This window comes from Hymenobacter sediminis (genome assembly GCF_003231285.1).
Lineage (GTDB): Bacteria > Bacteroidota > Bacteroidia > Cytophagales > Hymenobacteraceae > Hymenobacter > Hymenobacter sediminis.
In genome coordinates, this window is record NZ_QKNS01000003.1 from 131,448 (window position 1) to 149,077 (window position 17,630).

Genomic DNA, 17,630 nt, shown 5'->3' on the forward strand with positions numbered 1-17,630 from the left:
TCGAGCTTGTCGAGACATCTCGCGTGCTGACGTTGCCATGCTGCCTCAACGAAGCGGTAGAGATGCTTCGGTCCCTGGCTTGATGCGCCACATGCTCAGCATGACGTTTACTGTGGATGGTTCAACTCTAGGCCACTACTGCGCTTGCTCCGCGAAGCTGGCGTTGCGGCTCACGGCTTGCCCGGTCACTAGCGCCTGGTAATGGCTGGCGAGCATGCCGCCAATGGAATGCTGGAAAGACTTTTCGAACACGATGTCATCCACAGAAGCAATGCCGATAACCTCGGCAGCAGTACCCGTCATGAAGGCCGCGGAAGCCGTGCGCAGCTCCTCTGGTCGGAAGAACCGCTCGTGCACCGTAATGCCAGCTTCCCGGGCCAGGTCGATGATGGTGTTGCGGGTGATGCCGCGCAGAATGCTACCCTGCGGAGCGGTGTACAACTCCCCGTCGCGCTCAAAGAAGAAGTTGGCACCGGGGCCTTCGGCTACGTAGCCGTTCATGTCGAGCAGCAGGGCCTCATCGTACCCGCGGCCTTTGGCCTCGGTGCTGGCAATGATAGAATTGACGTAGTGCCCGGCTACTTTCGCCTCGATGGGCACGGCCTTGGGGTTCGGCCGCTCGTAGGGCGAGATGGTCAGACGCAGCAACTGGTCGCCGAGATACTTTCCCCATTCCCACACCGCAATCAGCACGTTGCTGCTGTTAGCGGCCTTCAGGCTCATGTTGGGGGTAGCAGCGTACACCAGTGGCCGAATGTAGGCGTCTGTCAGGTTGTTGCGCTCCAGCACTTCGTAGCTGATGCGCGTAAGTTCCTCTACCGAATACTCTAATGGCAAGCCAACGCACTTGCACGAATAATGCAACCGCTCGTAGTGCTCCTCGGCCTTGAAGATGCGGGTCCCAGCCGGGGTGTTGTACGCCCGAATGCCTTCGAACACGGCGTAGCCATAGTGCAGCGACTGGGCATACACCCCACAGGTAGCCTGCTCGGCCGGTACAAACTCGCCATCCAAAAAAGCGACGGTATTACTGGTGTAGTACATGAAGGTAGAAGGGGTAGGGAGAGAATAAGTAGCCACTAGGAAAAAGCCTTTCTCGGCACCGGGCTAAGAAAGGCAGCAGAGAAAAGCAGGGGTAGGAAATGTAGAAGCCTGTCGGCGACTTGGCTGGGTTCTATTCCTTTCCGGGCATAGCTGCCACAGTTGATGTGCCCAGCCGCCATCACCCGGATGTTGGTAGCCGGCCATGCGGCCGCACCTGTTAGAAGAAATAGTGCAGACCAGGAGGTGGAAAAAGGCTCGGGCATATCATCTTTACAGCAGTAGGGTGTCTGCAAGTAGGACAGCTGGCGAGCATTTGAAAAACTTTTTTCTTACTTAGATACTATTTCAAAATCTTTATTAAATGATTGTAAATAGCTTATAATCAGAAACTTGAAATTTAGAGAAATACAATGCCCAACGAGAATACCGACCCGGTTTTCCAGCTCATTAAGACTCTGACGCGCACCGAGAAGCGGCACTTCCGCTTGTTTGCCAACCGGCAGGGCTCCACCGATGGGCTAAAGTTCTTACAGCTTTTCGATGCCTTGGATAGTCAGGAACGCTACGATGAGGAGCGAGTGCTGGCCCAGGTGCCGGCCATCAAAAAAGTACAAGTAGCCAACCTCAAGGCCAACCTGTACCGGCAACTGCTGGCCAGTTTGCGCATGTACCACGCCGGCCATAACCTTGATATTCAGCTCCACGAGCAGCTTGATTATGCCCGCGTACTCTACAACCGCGGTCTATACCAGCAGAGCCTGCGCATGCTGGAGAAAGTGAAAGCCCAAGCCCAGCAGGCCGAAATGAAGCACATTGTGTTGCTGGCTCTGGATTTTGAGAAGATTATTGAGGGCCAGTACATTACCCGCAGTCTGCGTGGCCGGGCCCGGGAGCTGTCGGATGAGGCTACGGACACAGTGCAGCACGTAGCGCAGGAGCATGAGCTCTCCAACCTGGCGCTGCGCATGTATGGGCGCTACCTCAAAATCGGGCACACCCGTAACCAACAAGACTACGACAAAATCACGGCCTACTTCCGGGAGGGGCTGCCCGTGCTGGACCCCCGGCAGGCCGGCTTTTTCGAGCAGCTCTACTACTACCAGGCGCACGTTTGGTACTACACCATCACCCAGAATTTCTGTCTTTGCTTCCGCTATGCCCAGAAGTGGGTTGATTTGTTTGAGAATAACCCCCTGATGCGCGAACAGCAGGCCATGCTCTACATTAAGGGCTTGCACAATCTGCTGATTACGGCGCACAACATGCTGTACTATAGCAAATTCGAGCAGGTGTTGGCGCAACTAGAGGCCTACGCCGCTGACCCCGACCGACGCAGCAGCCCTAATATTGAGATGCTGCTGTTCCTGTATATCTATACAAACCGGCTCAACGGGTACTTCATGCGCGGGCATTTCACGGAAGGGCTTGCCATTATTCCGGAACTGCTGGAAAAGCTCGATTACTTCCGCATCCAGCTCGACTCGCACCGGCGCTTGGTGTTCTACTACAAAATTGCCAGCCTCTACTTCGGCAGCGGGCAGCCCGACAAAGCCATCGAGTACCTCAACAAGGTCATTTACTTCAAGGAGGTGAGTCTGCGCGAAGACATTCAGTGCTTTGCCCGCATCCTCAATCTGATTGCCCACTACGAGGCCGGCCGCGACGAGGCCCTGGACTACCAGATCCGCTCGGTGTACCGTTTCCTGGGTAAAATGAACGACCAGCAGCAGATGCAGGAGGCCATCTTCCAGTTCCTGCGCAACCTCGGCGACGTAGCGCCCTTCGAGCTAAAAGACGCTTTTATTAAGCTGAAAAACCAGCTGATCCGCATTGCCGAAAACCCCTACGAGCGTCGCCCCTTTCTTTACCTCGACATCATTTCGTGGCTGGAAAGCAAAATTGAAAACGTACCCGTTCAGGAGGTAATCAGGCGTAAGTTCAGGCAGCTGAAATGATGCGTAGGCCTGTTATTGCTTCGTTGTTCCTTGTAGCAATGACAGGTCTACGTGCTTACAGAGGCAGCAGCGGCCTACCAGCCATTGCCTGCGCGAATAGCCAGACCACCGCACCGGCATACAGCGCCGCGCCTAGCCACGTCAGGCCTGTTGCTTGTTTGGGAAACGTGCGACCGGCAACCCAGCCCAAAAAGGGCACCACTTGTAGGGAGTGCAGGCCTAGGAAATGGGCAATGCGCAAGTCGCCGGCGCGGGTGCTCCACCCGAGGCCGGGTAGGCCGGGGCCCCCATCGGAGGCGCCCACCGTGTGCTGATTGAGGTAGATCATTATGCCGCCCAGCACGCTGCCTACCAGGAACAACAACAGGCCTAGCCGCACGCCCCACACATAGCCGGCAGAGCCGTGCGGGCGGTGCCGCCACACCAGGTACACGGCCCAGATGGTGAGCACAGTGTTCAGCATAATGAACACGCCCATCAGGTTAAATACCAGAATATCGAAGCCGCTGGCAATGTTGTAGTGCGAGGTGGTGCCGCGGGCGGCCTGCCCTGTAATGCACATCATTTCAACTACCATGCTCAGGGCTACCCCCCAGCTGATGCGGCGCACCGGCTTCTGGGCCCCAGCCGGCAGATCGGCCAGCAGCCAACCCAGCGTCCAGAGGTAGAGTAGGCCCGACAGTGCAAACTTGACCGGCTTCACCCACACCGGTAGCCCCGTCACTACCCGATGATCGAGGGGCAACAACACTAGGCATACCAGCAACAAGCCCACATGCAGCCAGCCTGCCCAGGACAGGACTGGATTTACGCGGTGCAGCACCCGCAGCCAATCGGTGGCATACGTGAGGGGAGAAGCTGCATAATTTTTTGGTGCTTGTTGGGTGCCGGTTGAACTTGTTTTCAGGGGTAGGGCAGCAGACATGGCGACGACAAACTAAAGCGTGGCAGAAGCAATAGAAGCGGTAACATCGCGGCCATAAAAGCGCCGCACCAGAGAGTACAGAAGCAGCCCTACCGGGCCCAGCATAAACGTGAGCAGCAGGCAGGGCACCAGCAGCAGGTGCGGTACGCCGCGGCGCCGGGCATCCAGGCTTTCCCAGACGCCGAGGCACAAATCGAAGCACAGGTAATGCACCCAGCCCGCCAGCAGGGCCCATGGGTCGCGGAACAGCGCGGTTACCTCTTGCAGAGAACTGAAACCTCCCTCCGAGGCATGCGCGCCCAGGTAATGGCTGCCAATCAGCAGGGCATAGGTTACGGCCAGCACCAGGGGTAGGGCACCGCTCAGCACGAGCCGGCGGGTAACGGCCCAACGCGGCGCCAGTATCAGCAGGCCCCAGCCGAGCAGGGCAACCGGGTTGGCCAGGGAAAACAGAAAATCTGGGGTGAGAGCCATAAGTAATGCCGATAGATGACCCCGTAAACATGGCTGAAAATCAGGCGATGACCACAGACAATGCAGGTGAAGCGGCAGCTATGGCGGGCGAGTTGTGAGGCAAAGTGGGGTGAAGCGTAAAGTTGGGGTACAACTTACCTCGTGCGGCGGCGTACTTTTGCTCCGTGGAAGCTGCTTGTTTACCCCGCCTGCTCCTGGCCTCGTCCGTTTTGCTGCTCAGCGCCACCTATGGCCGGGCCGCCACTACCCCTGCGTACTACTACGATAGCACCTTTGTGCGCCAGAGTCACCGCCGGGCCGTCTTTCAGTTCGACCAGCGCTTTTCTATTCTGAACGGGAAAGTGGTGGGCATTAATGGGCTGAAAGGCGGCATCGAATGGCGCGGCCGCTGGCGTGCAGGCCTTGGGGTATACCGCCTTTCGGGTGGGGTGCCTACCCGCATTGCTCAGCCCGAGGGCACCCCGGCCGGCACCCGCGACGAAGTACGGTTCCGCTACCTGGTGGCTTACGGCGAGTACGTGTTTATTGGCAACCCGCGCTGGGAGCTAAGCACGCCGCTGCAGCTGGGCGGCGGGAGCTATTACACCAAGTACTACTTCCCCGACGGCAACGTTCGGCGCACCAACAACCAATTCCTGTTTGTAATCGAGCCTTCCATTGCCGCTCACTACCGCATTTTCCGCTGGGTGGGAGTAGGGGCCGGCACCGGCTATCGGCAGGTAATGGCCGCCGGCAAGCTTCCCCAAGATGACATGAGCGGCGTTATCTTCTTCGGCCGTGTCAAGCTCTTCCTCGGCGACTTCCTTAAAGTGGTGCGCGGGCACGAACGGCTATTCTCGCAGCAAGGCCTGGAAAACAACCGCCTCCGCTAGGCCGCTGAATAAATTGTGTTGGTTTTGGCTATAGTCAAGTCAATCCCTACCCCCTGAAAACGCGCAAACCCTTACCTCCGTGCTGGAAGTAAGGGTTTACAGATTGCTGACACTTGTAAAGCGGTGTCTGCGCTGATAGAAGTTAGCGTGGCACCGCCACGCCCTGGGCTGATAGCGGACGGCGCAGCACATAGCGACGCACATACTCACTGGGCTCGCCTTTGGTGTAGTTGATGGGCTGCTCCAGAATCTGCACAATTTCCCAGCCCCGGCTGCCCATGTAATTAAGGGCGCTGATAGTGGTAGCAAACACCTGAATCTTGCCGGCCTCGCGTACTACCTGCTCCGAGCCACCGAGCTTCTCGTAGCCATACCCAAAATCCACGTAAATGTCGCCGCTCTTTTCTTTCTCCGGCTTACCCAGATTGACAGCCCCCGTGCGCATCAGTTCACAAAATTCGTAGCGGATGGGCTCTGCCTGCAGAGGGCGCACTACCGATGGAGTTTGGGCCCGGCTGGCCGAGGCCAGTATAAGCATCAGGGCTAAAAGGGAGAAGAAATGCTTCATGTGCGGTTGTGAATAAAAAGAGAGGTAGCGAAAGAATGGAGGTGCTTACCCAAGCCCGGCATCTGCTTTGGTTAACCGGTTTTGAGGGGGTAAGCTACGGCAGTCGGCACAATGAATTACAGGGTGAACTTGGCCCCGCTGTAGCGCCTGATGATCAGAGCAAAAAGTTTGTACAAAACAACGGATATTTTAACAAAACCAATAACCGTTAGCGTACCTCAACCATAAATGATGCGGACAGCCCAATCCATGCTTGTCTCGCAGGTAAACGGGGTGCCGGCAGCTTATGGGGCGCTCTGAATGGTAGCCCGACGGTCGAGCTTGCCGGAGGCCGTAGTGCTGAACTGTGGTACAAACACCAACTCCCGCGGTATCTCGTACTTGCCCAGGCGCTGACCCAGGAGCGCCTGAAGCTGCTGTTGCTGCGCAGCGGGCAGTGCGGGCCCCTCCAGAAAGGCGCTTACCTGCTCGCCTAGGCGCTCATCGGCCCGGCCGGCTACGAAGGCGCGCGTCGTGAGTCCCAGCTCCATCAGGGCCATTTCCAGCACCTGCTCTACTTTCTCGGCCTGCACTTTCACCCCGCCGCTGTTAATGACAAAATCGGCCCGGCCGAGCCACTCGAACGTGTGCGCATCCAGCAAGTTTACCCGGTCGTTGGTGGTAATGAGCTCATTGCGGGTTACGTCGGCTTGGATGGTGAGGCAGCCGCGCTCGTCCTGGCCTACCTCAATACCAGGCAGCACCCGGTAGGTAGGGGTAGGGTTTGGGCCGTTAAGGCGGCGTAGGGCAATGTGGGAAGCCGTTTCCGTCATGCCGTACGTTAGGTACACGGGCACCGTCAGCTGCTGAATGTCGCGCTCCAGGCCCTTTTCCACGGCGGCGCCGCCCACCAGAATTGCTTTCATGCGGTTGAGGCGTGGCGCGTGACCAGCCGCCAGTATCGCCCGCAACTGCAAGGGCACAAAGGAAGTAAAATCGAAGTCAGCCTCTGCGGGTACCAGCGCGAACGGGTCGGCCTGGGGCTCCACAATAGTCAGGTGCATACGCCGCTCAAAGGCCCGCACCAGCATCATGATGCCGCCTACGTACTCACAGTTCAGGCACACGAGCATCCGCTCGCCGGGACCCAGGTCAAAGTAGTCGCCGGTGCGGCGGGCCGAAGCTTCCAGCTGCTGGCGCGTCATGGTCACGGATTGCGGCGTGCCCGTGGAGCCGGAGGTGTGCAACGTAAATTCCTGGGCGCCATTTAGCCACTGCCGGCAAAAGTCCAGCACTCTAGCCTCGTAGCCATTCAGGTCGGTGGGCGAGTTGGCGGGGTACTGCTGTACATCGAGGTAGCGGAATTCGCGGCCGTTGAGCAGCAAGGAGTCGGGCAGGAGGGCAGATTCAGAGGCAGACATTTCGGAAGAAAGAGAGACCAGCAGCAAAGATGGAGTAACACAAACTGCAACTACATACGAAGCTCCTGGCATAAAGCTCCGTTGCGGCGCCCTGCCAGATGATTTACGCTGACTGAACAGGTAGGGCAAGGGGCGACCTTGAGCAAACAGCATGAGCTGCAAGCGCCTTCTAAATCCGGTATTCTTGGCTGTACCGAAGGGTGTTGCGAGCGGCTTTATTCTACGGGGTAAACCTGCCAAGGAATGTCGTGCCACAGGCTTACCCGTGATTCTAGCAGGTAGCGAGCTATATCGGCAATATCCCCGTGCTGTTCATTAGGCAAATCCCACATCATACGCCCCGCCACGAAACCCGTGGTAAAACTCTCCCACGAATCGTACTCGCGCAGGGCGTGCCGGGTGGCGGCATCAATATAGGGCCAGGCCTGTTCCCAAGTAAGGTAGCCATAGTCGTAGCACCAGCGGGCCACGTTCACGGAGCGGGCATAATCCCAGGCGCCTACCTTCTCTACCTCGCGCTTTTTAAGAAATGGGTTATTGGCAAATTGATTGCGCCAGTGCAGCGGGTTCTGTTTAAGCTGGCCCTGAAACTTCTGGCGGTGTCCTTCCTCGCGGAGCCACTGTAGTATTTCCAGCGCGTCCTGGGTGTCGTAAATACCCCACCACTGCGCCGTAGTATCCTTTCTTTCTGCTAACCGGTCGGGCTTGAGCCGAGGCAGAATTTTGATGGGGTTGTCGCCGTAAAAGAAGAGAATAGCGCCGGTAGCCAAGCCCCGTATTTCCGTTTTTGATAGTTGCCGCACCGGCTGCGTAAGGTCGAAGTCGGCAAGGTCCCGCGCGCCGTACTGCCGCAGATTATCATTTTCCAGCTGAATAGCAGCCTGTTTCTTGTTGCTGAAGAAGATGGAGATAGAGCGAAGCAATTCACGCATAAGCAGCAGAGGGTAACAAAGTAGAAAACCTATTGCGGCCCCTATAATAGAGTAAACTCGCTTGATTTTACTTGGTCTTGTGTACGATGGGCTTACTGGCTTCCGGAATAGCTAGCAACCCTAGTTGTGCTTGACTTTCGCGGTGTAAACGCCGTATCTTAAGTACGCACCAACCACCAAACGCCATGCAGCCCACCGCCCCAAGTCCGTTTGTTCTGGCCCGAACCTGTGTTTTCCGGCGCTACCTCACGTTCCGCAACCACGTAACTGTGCCCATTGCTGCTCCCGTTAAGGATGCCGCCCGCCAAGCGCGCAAGCTGCTGAAGAAACGCATCAAAAACGAGCGGCTGCGCAACTTCTTCGGTTGGTGCGAAGGCTGCGCCGCATATGGCTCCATCTTCTGAGGGATGGGTACCTAGCCCCGGCTTTGTAGTGCTACCCCCGCGCCGCCTTGTGAAGGCGGCGCGGGGGTAGCACTACAAAGCCGGGCCACCTGCACTAGGTAAAACCTCTAATAATAGAGCTGTAGCACGTCCACGTCGCCCAGGGGAAGTGTGACAGTTACGTGGTTACCGCTCTGGCGAAAGGGTAGGGGCCCGCGCTGCGCCGACACCACCCGTCGCACGGGGCGGTCGGTGGCTACGCTCACGTCTACGGATTGCGCCGCGGTACCCCGCCAGTTGAGCAGCGTCACGGCTACGCCTGCCGGGCTGTAGAGGGCGGGTGCCTCCACCAGAGGCTGGGTAACACGCACGGGCAACTCGGCCCTAGCGTCGCGGACGGGCTGCACGATAAGCTGGCGCCAGCCCGCATCGAAGCCGCTGGGCAGCCCCCCGGTGTTGCCCGCGGCCGAGTGGCGGTAGGAAAGCCCCGGGTAGCAGGCAAAGCGCAGAATGCGGCCCCGGCCCAGTACCCGCTCCGTAAGTGCAGGCGTGCCATCGGAGAAGCGGGCGAGCGGGCGGGCAGGTGCCGCTCCTGGCAGCAGCGTCAGTTTTTCTCGCTCCCCGAACACGGGTAGGGCCGTGGCGGCTTGCAGCTGGCCGTTGCGCGTAGCATCGGCGTACTGGAAGGCGGGCATCCGCACCGGGGCAGCCGGCGCGATGCCCGCCGCCTGCAGCAGTGTGGGTAGAGGCTGGTGGTAACGGTCGAAGCCGGCGGCCCCGGCTACTGTTACCAGCGTACCGCCCTTGCGTACCCACTCCAGCACGGCAGCGGCCGACTCGGCGGGCAGGTCCGGGGCGGTGAGGTAAAGCACCTTCGTGGCCTGAAAATCCGGATCGGTAAGTTTCTGTTCATCCACAAAGCGCACGGGCACGGCGCTATGCTGCAGGGCCAGAAACAGGCTGTGCATCTCCACCATATAAGCCATGCGGCCCGCGTCCATGTAGGGATTTGTCACGTCGATGATGCGGGGCGGCGTAACGTGCTCCTCCAAGTCCCAGAGCGGGGAGCTTTGCGGCGTAAGGATGGCCACAGGCGAAACCTTGGCGCGTCCGGGGTAAAGCAGGTCCTCGGCTTTGCCTACCAGGCGCATGCCCGTAGCCAAGGGCTTGAACACGGGCAGATTCTCGGAGTAGCAGTTGCCCGGAAAGGCGTACTCCGGACCGTAGGTGAAGAACTGAATAGTTTTCGCCCCATTCCCGACCAGCGCCAGCAGCTTCTGGGCCATGCCGGCCGGGCGCTGCCCCGCCACCCTTGGAATTACCAGGGCCCCCATGCCCACACCGCCCAACTCGGCCGCCGCCCGCAGCCGCGAGGCGTAGAATGACCACTGCGGGGCCATGTCGTCGCCAAACCAGTCTTCGGTGGCAATGGCTGTGGTACCCCGCGCCCGGCCAAACTCCAGCCAGTCGTGCTGGCCCATGGCGGCGTTGGGGCTGTTACCCTGGCTGTTGTTGCCAACCGGTCCGGGCTGGTAGGCTAGGCCCATGAAATTGTTGAAGTTCACCAGCACTGGCACCTGCGGCCGGATAACTTCCTCGTACGCCTTGGCTACCTCCCCGAAATAGCGGGCCGAGGCCCAGGGCACAAACCGGTTCGACCAGTAGAACAAGCGCCGGGAGGGTAGGTCCTGGTAGTCACGCCGGCCAATCAGCCGGACTTCGTTCCAGCTCTTTTTGCCCAGGCTCGCGGGGGTAAGGCCGCGGGCGTGCAGGTAGCGGTGAAACTCGGCCAGGGCGTTGGGCTCTTGGTTGAACTCGGTGTAGCGGGCGGGGTAGTACCAGCCGGGCTCGTCGCTGGTCACCCAAAACCCAATATCCTCCTTCTGCCAGCCGGCGGCCAGCTGCGGATTCACTTGGTCCTGCACAAACTTTGTAAACTCAGCGTGACGCTGCGGGCCAAAGTGGAAGGCGTAGCCCGGCGGGTTGTACACGGCCCCCCAGATGCGGTGAATACCGGCGGCGCGCACCGTGGCCGTCAGGTGGGCTGGCACGGTGTGCAGGGCGTTGAACCCAAGCCCGGCCAAGCGCCGAATGCCCTCCTGCCAGCTCAGGAAATCATCGTCGGAGCCGATGTACCGCTCCCCAAACATAATCTTCTTGGGCCGCTCCTTCTCGGGCAGAAAAGCCGCTTTCAGGGCTTGGTCGTACACGCGGCGGCCGTGGCCGGTGTAGGTGTCAATGTGCACCTTCTGGTCGCCGTCGGTGCGCCACAGGATTACCCCTACGTTGGGCCCGAACAGCTCGGCGGGTGTAGTGCTGGTTTCGCCGCCATCCACGGCGCTCTGAACCTGTAGGGTGAGGGTAGGAAACGGGGTTGTCGGCGTGGCTGGCGCTACGGACAGGCTGGTGGTTACCTGCCAGAAGGGGTTGTTAGCATTGTTGTAAGCCGCCAACGCCTGCTCAATGCCGGCCCGGGTGGAGCTTACCCAGGCGCTCCAGCCAGAGCCCGCAAACCGTACGCTCTGTGCGTTGCCCGCCAACGTCAGCCCGAAGACCTGGGTGGGCGCTGGAGCCTTACCCTGCACGCTGATGACGCGCACCCGCACCCGGTAGTTGGGCACATCCTTTGCCGTCGGTGCGGCACTAGCATGCTGGACTGCAAATAGTACAGATAGTAGGATGCTTAGCCATTGCGTACTGTTCATATATTCATTTTTCGTGAGGGCCGCTCATGCTGGCAGCGGCTATCCTAGCCCTCAAGGAACAGCTAAAATCTACTCCAGTATCAGCAGCTATTATAAACTGCACAAGAAGTACGCATTGGTTTTACAACGTCCCGTCAATTTGTGGCTGGCACAAGGCCCGCTACTTATTCTGCTTTGCTAGTTGCCGGCAGCAGCTTGAAATACGTGGCCTTAAAGCGGTTGTCTACCACCTCGCCCTGCACCTCCGCCCGCCGAATGGCCTGGCAGAATCCGTCCTTGGCGTGGGCGTCGCCGTGCGAGTCGATAGTGGTGCCATCCACGAAATAGGCTTTGCCATCGAAGCGCACTGCCAAGTCGCAGCTTTTGCCTGGTAGGCCCAGCTGGCATTGCCCGCAAGCGGCCTGCACCACGCGCACGTCTTTTTTGGGGTCAGGAGCCGCCGCCGTTGTGGTGGTGGTCTGGGCCTGCGCTGCCGATACGGTAGCGGCGCTGGTCAGCAGCAGAAATAGCAACGATTTCATGGGGTAGGGAAAGGCGAGAATGTTCCGAATATGCAGACTTACGTAGCGGCCACCATAGTAGCCACTGCGCCCGCCGACATAGCCATGTAGTAGTTGGTGCAGTGAATAGCTACCAAGATGAGCAGGTGCCTAGCCTCAAAGGTTTCGAAAAGCTCGGTGCTATTAATGGCGTAGTCGTGCTTGGCTGTGCTCCATTTGAAATCAGGCTGGATGGTTAGTAGTTCCTGGCCGTGCTTGTCCTGTAGCACGTAGGTGTTTTTCATCAGACTCTGGTTTTTCAGGACCAACGCTCTGTTCTCGCCACCCAACTTGGATTTCAGCACGATGTTGCCATTCCAGTGCATCGTGAAGCTGAGTAGTACTGATTCCTGGTCTTTCACCTCAATGGTAGTGCCCCAAAACCCTTTGGGCTCAACGCGTAACGAAGTGCCATCGGCCAGGGTCAGCGCCGCTTTAAAGGAGTACCACTCCATGTACTTCAATTCGCCCAGCGGCGCAGCCTCAGCTAGCAGCGTAAACGTGCGGGCTTCCATCGATTTAACCTGGTATTCAGCCATAGAAGTACTGTCGGAAGATAGAAAGCAGTTAGAGGGGTAGGCCACTACGCCCCGGCTGTTTGTCAGGCCGTAGCACGGGCCCAATATAGCAGGATTCAGTATGCTGGTAACGTAGTGCTTTTCTATGCTTCCCATTAAAAAAGGCCCGGACATTGCTGCACGGGCCTTTTTTGTAGTTATAGATAATACGCTTACGGGAATTTGGGGAACTTCGAGAAGTCGGGCTTGCGCTTTTCGATGAAGGCGTTCTTGCCTTCTTTGGCTTCTTCGGAGAGGTAGTAGAGCAAGGTGGCGTTGCCGGCCAACTCCTGAATACCAGCCTGACCATCGAGCTCCGCATTGAAGCTTGATTTCAGCATGCGCAGGGCCAGGGGGCTCTTTTCGAGGATTTTGTGGCACCAGGCCACGGTAGTTTCCTCTAGTTGCTCCAGCGGCACTACCTTATTTACCAGGCCCATGTCGAGGGCTTCCTGGGCATTGTACTGGTCGCAGAGGAACCAGATTTCGCGGGCCTTTTTCTGACCTACAATGCGCGCCAGGTAGCTAGCGCCGAAGCCGCCGTCGAACGAACCTACGTTGGGACCAGTCTGGCCAAAACGGGCGTTTTCAGCGGCAATGGTCAGGTCGCAGACGACGTGCAGGACGTGGCCGCCGCCAATGGCCCAGCCGGCCACCATGGCCACCACGGGCTTGGGGATGGAGCGGATCATTTTCTGCAGATCCAGCACGTTCAGGCGGGGTACGGTGTCCTCGCCTACGTAGCCGCCGTGGCCGCGCACGCTCTGGTCGCCGCCCGAGCAGAAGGCCTTACCGCCCTCACCCGTCAGGATGATAACGCCGATGTCGGTGCGGTTGCGGCAGATATCCATGGCCTCAATCATCTCCTGCACCGTGAGGGGCGTGAAGGCATTGTGCACCTGCGGGCGGTTGATGCTGATTTTAGCAATACCGCCGTGCTGCGTGAAGAGAATTTCGCGGAACTCCTTAATCGGGGTCCAGGTAAGTTGTTCGGCCATAAGGTGGGTAGTAGTTAGGAGGAAAATGAGGTCCGGACCGCGGCCCGGTACTGTTCAAAGAACTCGGCGTTGGTCTGGCTGTCGGTGGTAATTTCGAGCAGACTGGCGCCGGATTCGGGTGCAAAGAAAACCGGTAGCGCCGACTCTAGTTCAGCGAAAGACGAAACGGCGAAGTAGCGCAGGTTAAAATCGCGCGCCGTGTTCTCGGCGCGCAGCAGCTGGCGCGTCTCGAAAAACTCTTCCAGCTCCGGCTGCTGGCGCGGCCCGTCGATGAGGCGGAAAATGCCGCCCGCGTGGTTGTTGAGCAGAATGACCCGCAGATTGGGGGTAGGGTAGTTGTGCCAGAAGGCGTTGCGGTCATAGAAAAAAGCCACGTCGCCGGTGAGCAGCACCACGGGCCGCTCCGGCTGGGCCAGGGCCGAGCCTACGGCCGTGCTGTTGCAGCCATCAATACCACTAGTGCCCCGGTTCGCGAATACCTCGATGTTTCGGCCCGTCGGTAATCCCAGAATATTGGCGTAGCGCACGGCCATGCTATTAGCCAAATGCAGCGCAGCATGGTCGGGCAGCTGTTGCAAGGCCTGGTAGATGGCCGTAAATTCATTGAACGGCTGGTTGGGCTGCTGCATGAACTCCTGCAGGAAGCCAGTAGCCCAGTTTTCGGCAGCCAACCAGGGCTTGAGGTAGGCAGCTTTAGTGGTCGTCTGCGCTTCATTGAGCTGTCCGCCACTACCCGGCCAGGTAAGCCTTGGCGTGCCAGTGGGGGTAGGAGCTGCCGCTACGCGGGTGGCATCCTGAGCAGCGGCGTGGCCCCGATTGGATTCGAATCCCTGCAGCTCCACCGAATCTGTGGGCACAACTGGAATCGAACCTTGAGAAGCGGTGGTTGCGCCAGGAATCGAACCTGCATCAAGAGCTTCTGAACCCCCTGTACTATCCGTTATACTACGCGTGTTCTCCGTGAGCAAAGCCGCAAAGAAATCAGCCGGCTCCATGCGGATGGTCTTGGTCAGCGACTGGAACGTGTCGGCTACTACCCCCGCGGGTTGAATGTGCCAATGATGGGCTGGTTTGGCGTTGCGCAGGTAGAGTTTGAGGGCTTTGGAAATAAGCGACTGGCCGAATGTAATGAGCAGCTCCGGTTTCAGGGCTTCTTTCAGGCCCGGCTCCGGCACGGCCATAAATACATCCTGGCGGCCCAGGGGCCGCAGGCGCTGGTCGTAGCCGGGTGCGGCGGGCAGATGCAGGTTGGCAATCAGGTCGCCGACTACCGGCACCTGGTAGGCTGCCGCAAACCGGCGCAACGCCAGCAGCAGGTCCATGTCGGCCGGGTGCTGACCAGCTACCACCAGCACGCGGCTAGTATTGCGGATGGCTTCGGCCAGCTCCGTAAGGGTAGGGGCTGGTAGCTGGGGCCGACCCGGCAGCTCGCGCGTCACTTTTACCGGCCCAAACGTCAGTTCCTCGCCGGCCTTGGGGTAGAACGGCTCCCGCAGCGGCACGTTCATCTGCACTGGTCCGGCTGGAAACTGCTCCGCCAGCCCAATAGCTTCGGACACTAGGCGGGTGGCGTGCCAGTGCGCATCAGAGTGGGTAGTATCAGTAGGGAAGGTGAACGAGCCTTTGGCGTGCGCCCCGTACAAATCCGTCTGCCGCACAGTTTGGCCGTCCAGCTGGTCAATCCATTCCGGCGGCCGGTCGGCAGTAAATACTACCAGCGGAATCTGCTGAAAGTAGGCCTCCGCTACGGCTGGGGCGTAGTTCAGACCCGCTGTGCCCGAGGTACACACCAAGGCCACGGCCCGCCGCTGCGTCTGTGCCAGCCCCAGCCCGATAAAGGCCGCCGCCCGCTCATCGGGCACCGTTCGCACCCTAATTTCCGGATGGCGCGCGAAGGCAATGGTCAGCGGCGCGCACCGGGAGCCCGGCGACAGCACCACATCCGTAACACCCAGCCGGGCGCAGATTTCAGGAATGTTATGAACAGCTTGGAGGGAAGACATGGGGTAGTAACTAGGAGCAGGAGCTGAATTCAGCTACGTCAGAACGATTGTATAAGTGAGGCTATAACCGGCCGCTAAATGTGAATGTCTTCGGGCTTTACTTCGGCTTCCCGCATAATGTCGCAGGCCACATCGTAGAGAAATTCCCGTTCCTCGGTGTCAAAATCGTCGGTATCCCACTCCTCCAAAAACGACTGGACGGCAGCCGTTAACTCCGGGCTGCCCGGCGCGGCCGTGCGCAGAGCGCTCTGCAAATGCCGCACGAAGCCAATAATGGCCTGCTGCATGTCCTGCTGCACATCGTCATCGGAGGGGCGCAGGCCGCGGGCACCCCAACTCTCCTCCGGAAAGTTATTGCGAGTGACGTAGGCTTCGAGCTGCTGGTGGAGGGTAGTGCTCATAGAGGCAGGGCAAGTAAATAACGAAGCTTTGTTTACGCTGAAGCCGGGGAAGGTTCCTGCAGAATAGCCCCTACTGTGCGCAACTTCAATTCGGTTTCCTGCCACTCACGGGCAGGGTCCGAGTCGATGGTGAGACCGGTGCCAGCGTAGAGGATGGCTTCCTGGAGGCGTAGCTGCAGGCAGCGGAGGTTCACGTAGAGGCGAGCCACGCCGGCGTCGGGTAGGTTTACGGGGCCCAGGAAGCCAGCGTAATACGCCCGATCATAGCCCTCGTGGCGACGCAAAAACTCAAGGGCGGGCTGCTTGGGTACGCCGCCCACGGCGGGGGTAGGGTGCAGCAGCCGCAGCATATCGGTACCGAGGGTCGGGAAAGGAACCTGGGTGAGGTGCACGGCGAAATCGGTGCGCAGGTGCAGGAGCTGCCCGGCGGCCACGGTGCGCGGGCCCCGCTCGTCGTACTCACGCAGGCGCAGCTGCTTAAAGCAGTTCACAATGTAGCGAGCCACCATGGCGTGTTCCTCCAAGTCTTTGTGGGCCCATTTGGCCGTAGCCGGCTTCATGCCCGGCAGCAGGGGCTGGGTGCCCGCCAGAGCCATCGTCCGGAATACCTGGTCCTCATCTATTTCGGCCAGCACTTCGGGAGTAGCGCCCAGCCAGGTGCCTACCCCCGGCGCACTCACCAACGATACAAAGGCGTTGGGGTAACGCTCCTGCAGTTCGGCAAAGGCTGCCAGCGCATCAAACCCAGCGGGCAGCGCCCGGCGTACTGCCCGGCTTGATACTACCTTTTGCACCGTGCCGGCCTCAATAGCTGCCACCCCGGCCGCTACCAGCGCCTCGTACTCAGCCTGCGAAGCCGTGGCGGGCACCGGCTGACGGCTCAGGTGCCAGGGCAGTTCCGCAGTTTCAGGGAGGGTAGCAAAACGCTGCCGCAGCTCCGGTAGGCGCGCCGCCGCGGCGGCACTCACCTGAATTTCCTCGGGCTGCGCCAGATCAAAAAACAGGTCGGCCGGCAAAAAGAGCGGCGGGTTGTGGTCGGAGTCGCGGAAGGGAAAGAAGGCAAAACCGGCCGGGGCCGTGGGCTCCAAGGCCGGCGGCAACCCCACATAAGCCGAATCGACCTTCAGACTCAGGCACAACCGAGGGTGCTCGGCACCAGGCAGCCGCCACAGGGCCACCGGGCGGCCGCTGGTGAGGGCCAGCGCCACCAGCCGCCGGAGCCGTTCGGCTACAGGCAGCTCGGGCTTCCAAGAAATGCGCTGCAGGCTGCTCATGCCTGCGGTTTTGCTGAAGGCAGGTCGATGACGGCCATGGTAATACGGCTGATGCAGACCAAAGCGCCGGTTTCCTCGTGCGTAATCCGGATTTCCCACACCTGCGTGCTACGCCCTACGTGCAGCGCCGTGGCCCGCCCAATTACGTACCCGTCGCGCACGCCTTTGATGTGGTTGGCATTGATTTCCAGTCCCACGCAAGCCTGTTTGGTAGGGTCAAGCTTGGTAGCGGCAGCCACGCTGCCCAGGGTTTCGGCCAGGGCCACCGAGGCGCCGCCGTGCAGCAGGCCCATGGGCTGGTGGGTGCGCCCATCTACCGGCATGCGCCCTTCCAGGTACTCGTCGGTGAGGGCGGTCAGTTCAATGCCGAGGGCGTCGGCCAGGGTAGGGCGGGTGCTGACCCACTGTTTAATTTGCTCCAGCGTCATGGATAGGGGCGGGGTGGAAGAGGCGGTGTTTCCCGGAAAAAGGATGTTGTCTCTCTTCCGTTATAACAAAGTCGGCGCTTGATGTTCCGAGCCGACCCGCCCTGCGTATACGTAAAACAGAAGAACAAACTCTGCCCTCTGACACGTCCTTTCCAGCGAAAAGACCGTACTT

Annotated in this window: 17 protein-coding genes; 3 read left to right on the forward strand and 14 right to left on the reverse strand. The window is 59.4% G+C overall.

The features are described from left to right. Window positions 1-135 precede the first annotated feature (135 nt). Window positions 136-1,044, reverse strand: a complete 909-nt coding sequence (locus DNI29_RS09605) for a branched-chain amino acid transaminase (RefSeq protein WP_110977893.1) — start codon at window positions 1,042-1,044, stop codon at window positions 136-138. A 410-nt stretch (window positions 1,045-1,454) separates the two neighbouring features. Between DNI29_RS09605 and DNI29_RS09610 the strand changes: the two genes are divergently transcribed. Then, complete coding sequence (locus tag DNI29_RS09610; RefSeq protein WP_202910418.1) at window positions 1,455-2,999, forward strand: hypothetical protein; 1,545 nt, start codon at window positions 1,455-1,457, stop codon at window positions 2,997-2,999. A 55-nt stretch (window positions 3,000-3,054) separates the two neighbouring features. Here the strand turns inward: DNI29_RS09610 and DNI29_RS09615 are convergent, their stop codons facing one another. Further along, window positions 3,055-3,924 (reverse strand): hypothetical protein, encoded by an 870-nt coding sequence (locus tag DNI29_RS09615; RefSeq protein WP_110977894.1) that lies wholly within the window; start codon window positions 3,922-3,924, stop codon window positions 3,055-3,057. Between the two features lie 12 nt (window positions 3,925-3,936). Then, the gene (locus tag DNI29_RS09620) at window positions 3,937-4,398 is read right to left on the reverse strand and encodes an ABA4-like family protein (RefSeq protein WP_110977895.1); all 462 of its coding nucleotides are present in this window, start codon (window positions 4,396-4,398) and stop codon (window positions 3,937-3,939) included. A 164-nt stretch (window positions 4,399-4,562) separates the two neighbouring features. Between DNI29_RS09620 and DNI29_RS09625 the strand changes: the two genes are divergently transcribed. Beyond that, the gene (locus DNI29_RS09625; RefSeq protein WP_123823176.1) at window positions 4,563-5,270 is read left to right on the forward strand and encodes a hypothetical protein; all 708 of its coding nucleotides are present in this window, start codon (window positions 4,563-4,565) and stop codon (window positions 5,268-5,270) included. 142 nt (window positions 5,271-5,412) lie between these two features. Here the strand turns inward: DNI29_RS09625 and DNI29_RS09630 are convergent, their stop codons facing one another. From DNI29_RS09630 to DNI29_RS09640, 3 genes are all read right to left on the reverse strand, one after another. After that, window positions 5,413-5,838, reverse strand: coding sequence for a hypothetical protein (locus DNI29_RS09630; RefSeq protein ID WP_110977897.1), 426 nt, complete (start codon window positions 5,836-5,838; stop codon window positions 5,413-5,415). A gap of 284 nt (window positions 5,839-6,122) precedes the next feature. After that, on the reverse strand, window positions 6,123-7,238 hold the full coding sequence (locus DNI29_RS09635) for an AMP-binding protein (RefSeq protein ID WP_110977898.1): 1,116 nt from the start codon (window positions 7,236-7,238) through the stop codon (window positions 6,123-6,125). A 215-nt stretch (window positions 7,239-7,453) separates the two neighbouring features. Next, window positions 7,454-8,170 (reverse strand): DUF1266 domain-containing protein, encoded by a 717-nt coding sequence (locus tag DNI29_RS09640; protein WP_110977899.1) that lies wholly within the window; start codon window positions 8,168-8,170, stop codon window positions 7,454-7,456. 185 nt (window positions 8,171-8,355) lie between these two features. Here DNI29_RS09640 and DNI29_RS09645 point away from each other — a divergent pair, with 185 nt between their 5' ends. Next, entirely contained in the window at window positions 8,356-8,574 is a 219-nt protein-coding gene (locus tag DNI29_RS09645; protein WP_110977900.1) for a hypothetical protein, read from the forward strand. 107 nt (window positions 8,575-8,681) lie between these two features. Here the strand turns inward: DNI29_RS09645 and DNI29_RS09650 are convergent, their stop codons facing one another. From DNI29_RS09650 to DNI29_RS09695, 8 genes are all read right to left on the reverse strand, one after another. Next, a complete protein-coding gene (locus tag DNI29_RS09650; RefSeq protein ID WP_123823178.1) occupies window positions 8,682-11,258 on the reverse strand; it encodes a hypothetical protein in 2,577 nt (858 codons plus the stop codon). A 164-nt stretch (window positions 11,259-11,422) separates the two neighbouring features. After that, window positions 11,423-11,779 (reverse strand): DUF6370 family protein, encoded by a 357-nt coding sequence (locus tag DNI29_RS09655; protein ID WP_110977902.1) that lies wholly within the window; start codon window positions 11,777-11,779, stop codon window positions 11,423-11,425. 38 nt (window positions 11,780-11,817) lie between these two features. Beyond that, on the reverse strand, window positions 11,818-12,336 hold the full coding sequence (locus DNI29_RS09660; RefSeq protein ID WP_123823180.1) for a hypothetical protein: 519 nt from the start codon (window positions 12,334-12,336) through the stop codon (window positions 11,818-11,820). Between the two features lie 191 nt (window positions 12,337-12,527). Further along, a complete protein-coding gene (gene menB, locus DNI29_RS09665; protein WP_110977904.1) occupies window positions 12,528-13,352 on the reverse strand; it encodes a 1,4-dihydroxy-2-naphthoyl-CoA synthase in 825 nt (274 codons plus the stop codon). 14 nt (window positions 13,353-13,366) lie between these two features. Beyond that, window positions 13,367-15,355: a 2-succinyl-5-enolpyruvyl-6-hydroxy-3-cyclohexene-1-carboxylic-acid synthase gene (gene menD / locus DNI29_RS24460; RefSeq protein ID WP_162303567.1), complete on the reverse strand. Its 1,989-nt coding sequence runs from the start codon at window positions 15,353-15,355 to the stop codon at window positions 13,367-13,369. A gap of 74 nt (window positions 15,356-15,429) precedes the next feature. Beyond that, entirely contained in the window at window positions 15,430-15,756 is a 327-nt protein-coding gene (locus DNI29_RS09685) for a DUF4844 domain-containing protein (protein WP_110977905.1), read from the reverse strand. A 32-nt stretch (window positions 15,757-15,788) separates the two neighbouring features. Then, window positions 15,789-17,030, reverse strand: coding sequence for a chorismate-binding protein (locus DNI29_RS09690; RefSeq protein ID WP_110977906.1), 1,242 nt, complete (start codon window positions 17,028-17,030; stop codon window positions 15,789-15,791). Next, the gene (locus DNI29_RS09695; RefSeq protein ID WP_110977907.1) at window positions 17,027-17,458 is read right to left on the reverse strand and encodes a hotdog fold thioesterase; all 432 of its coding nucleotides are present in this window, start codon (window positions 17,456-17,458) and stop codon (window positions 17,027-17,029) included. The genes DNI29_RS09690 and DNI29_RS09695 overlap by 4 nt, the downstream gene beginning before the upstream one ends. Window positions 17,459-17,630: the final 172 nt, after the last annotated feature.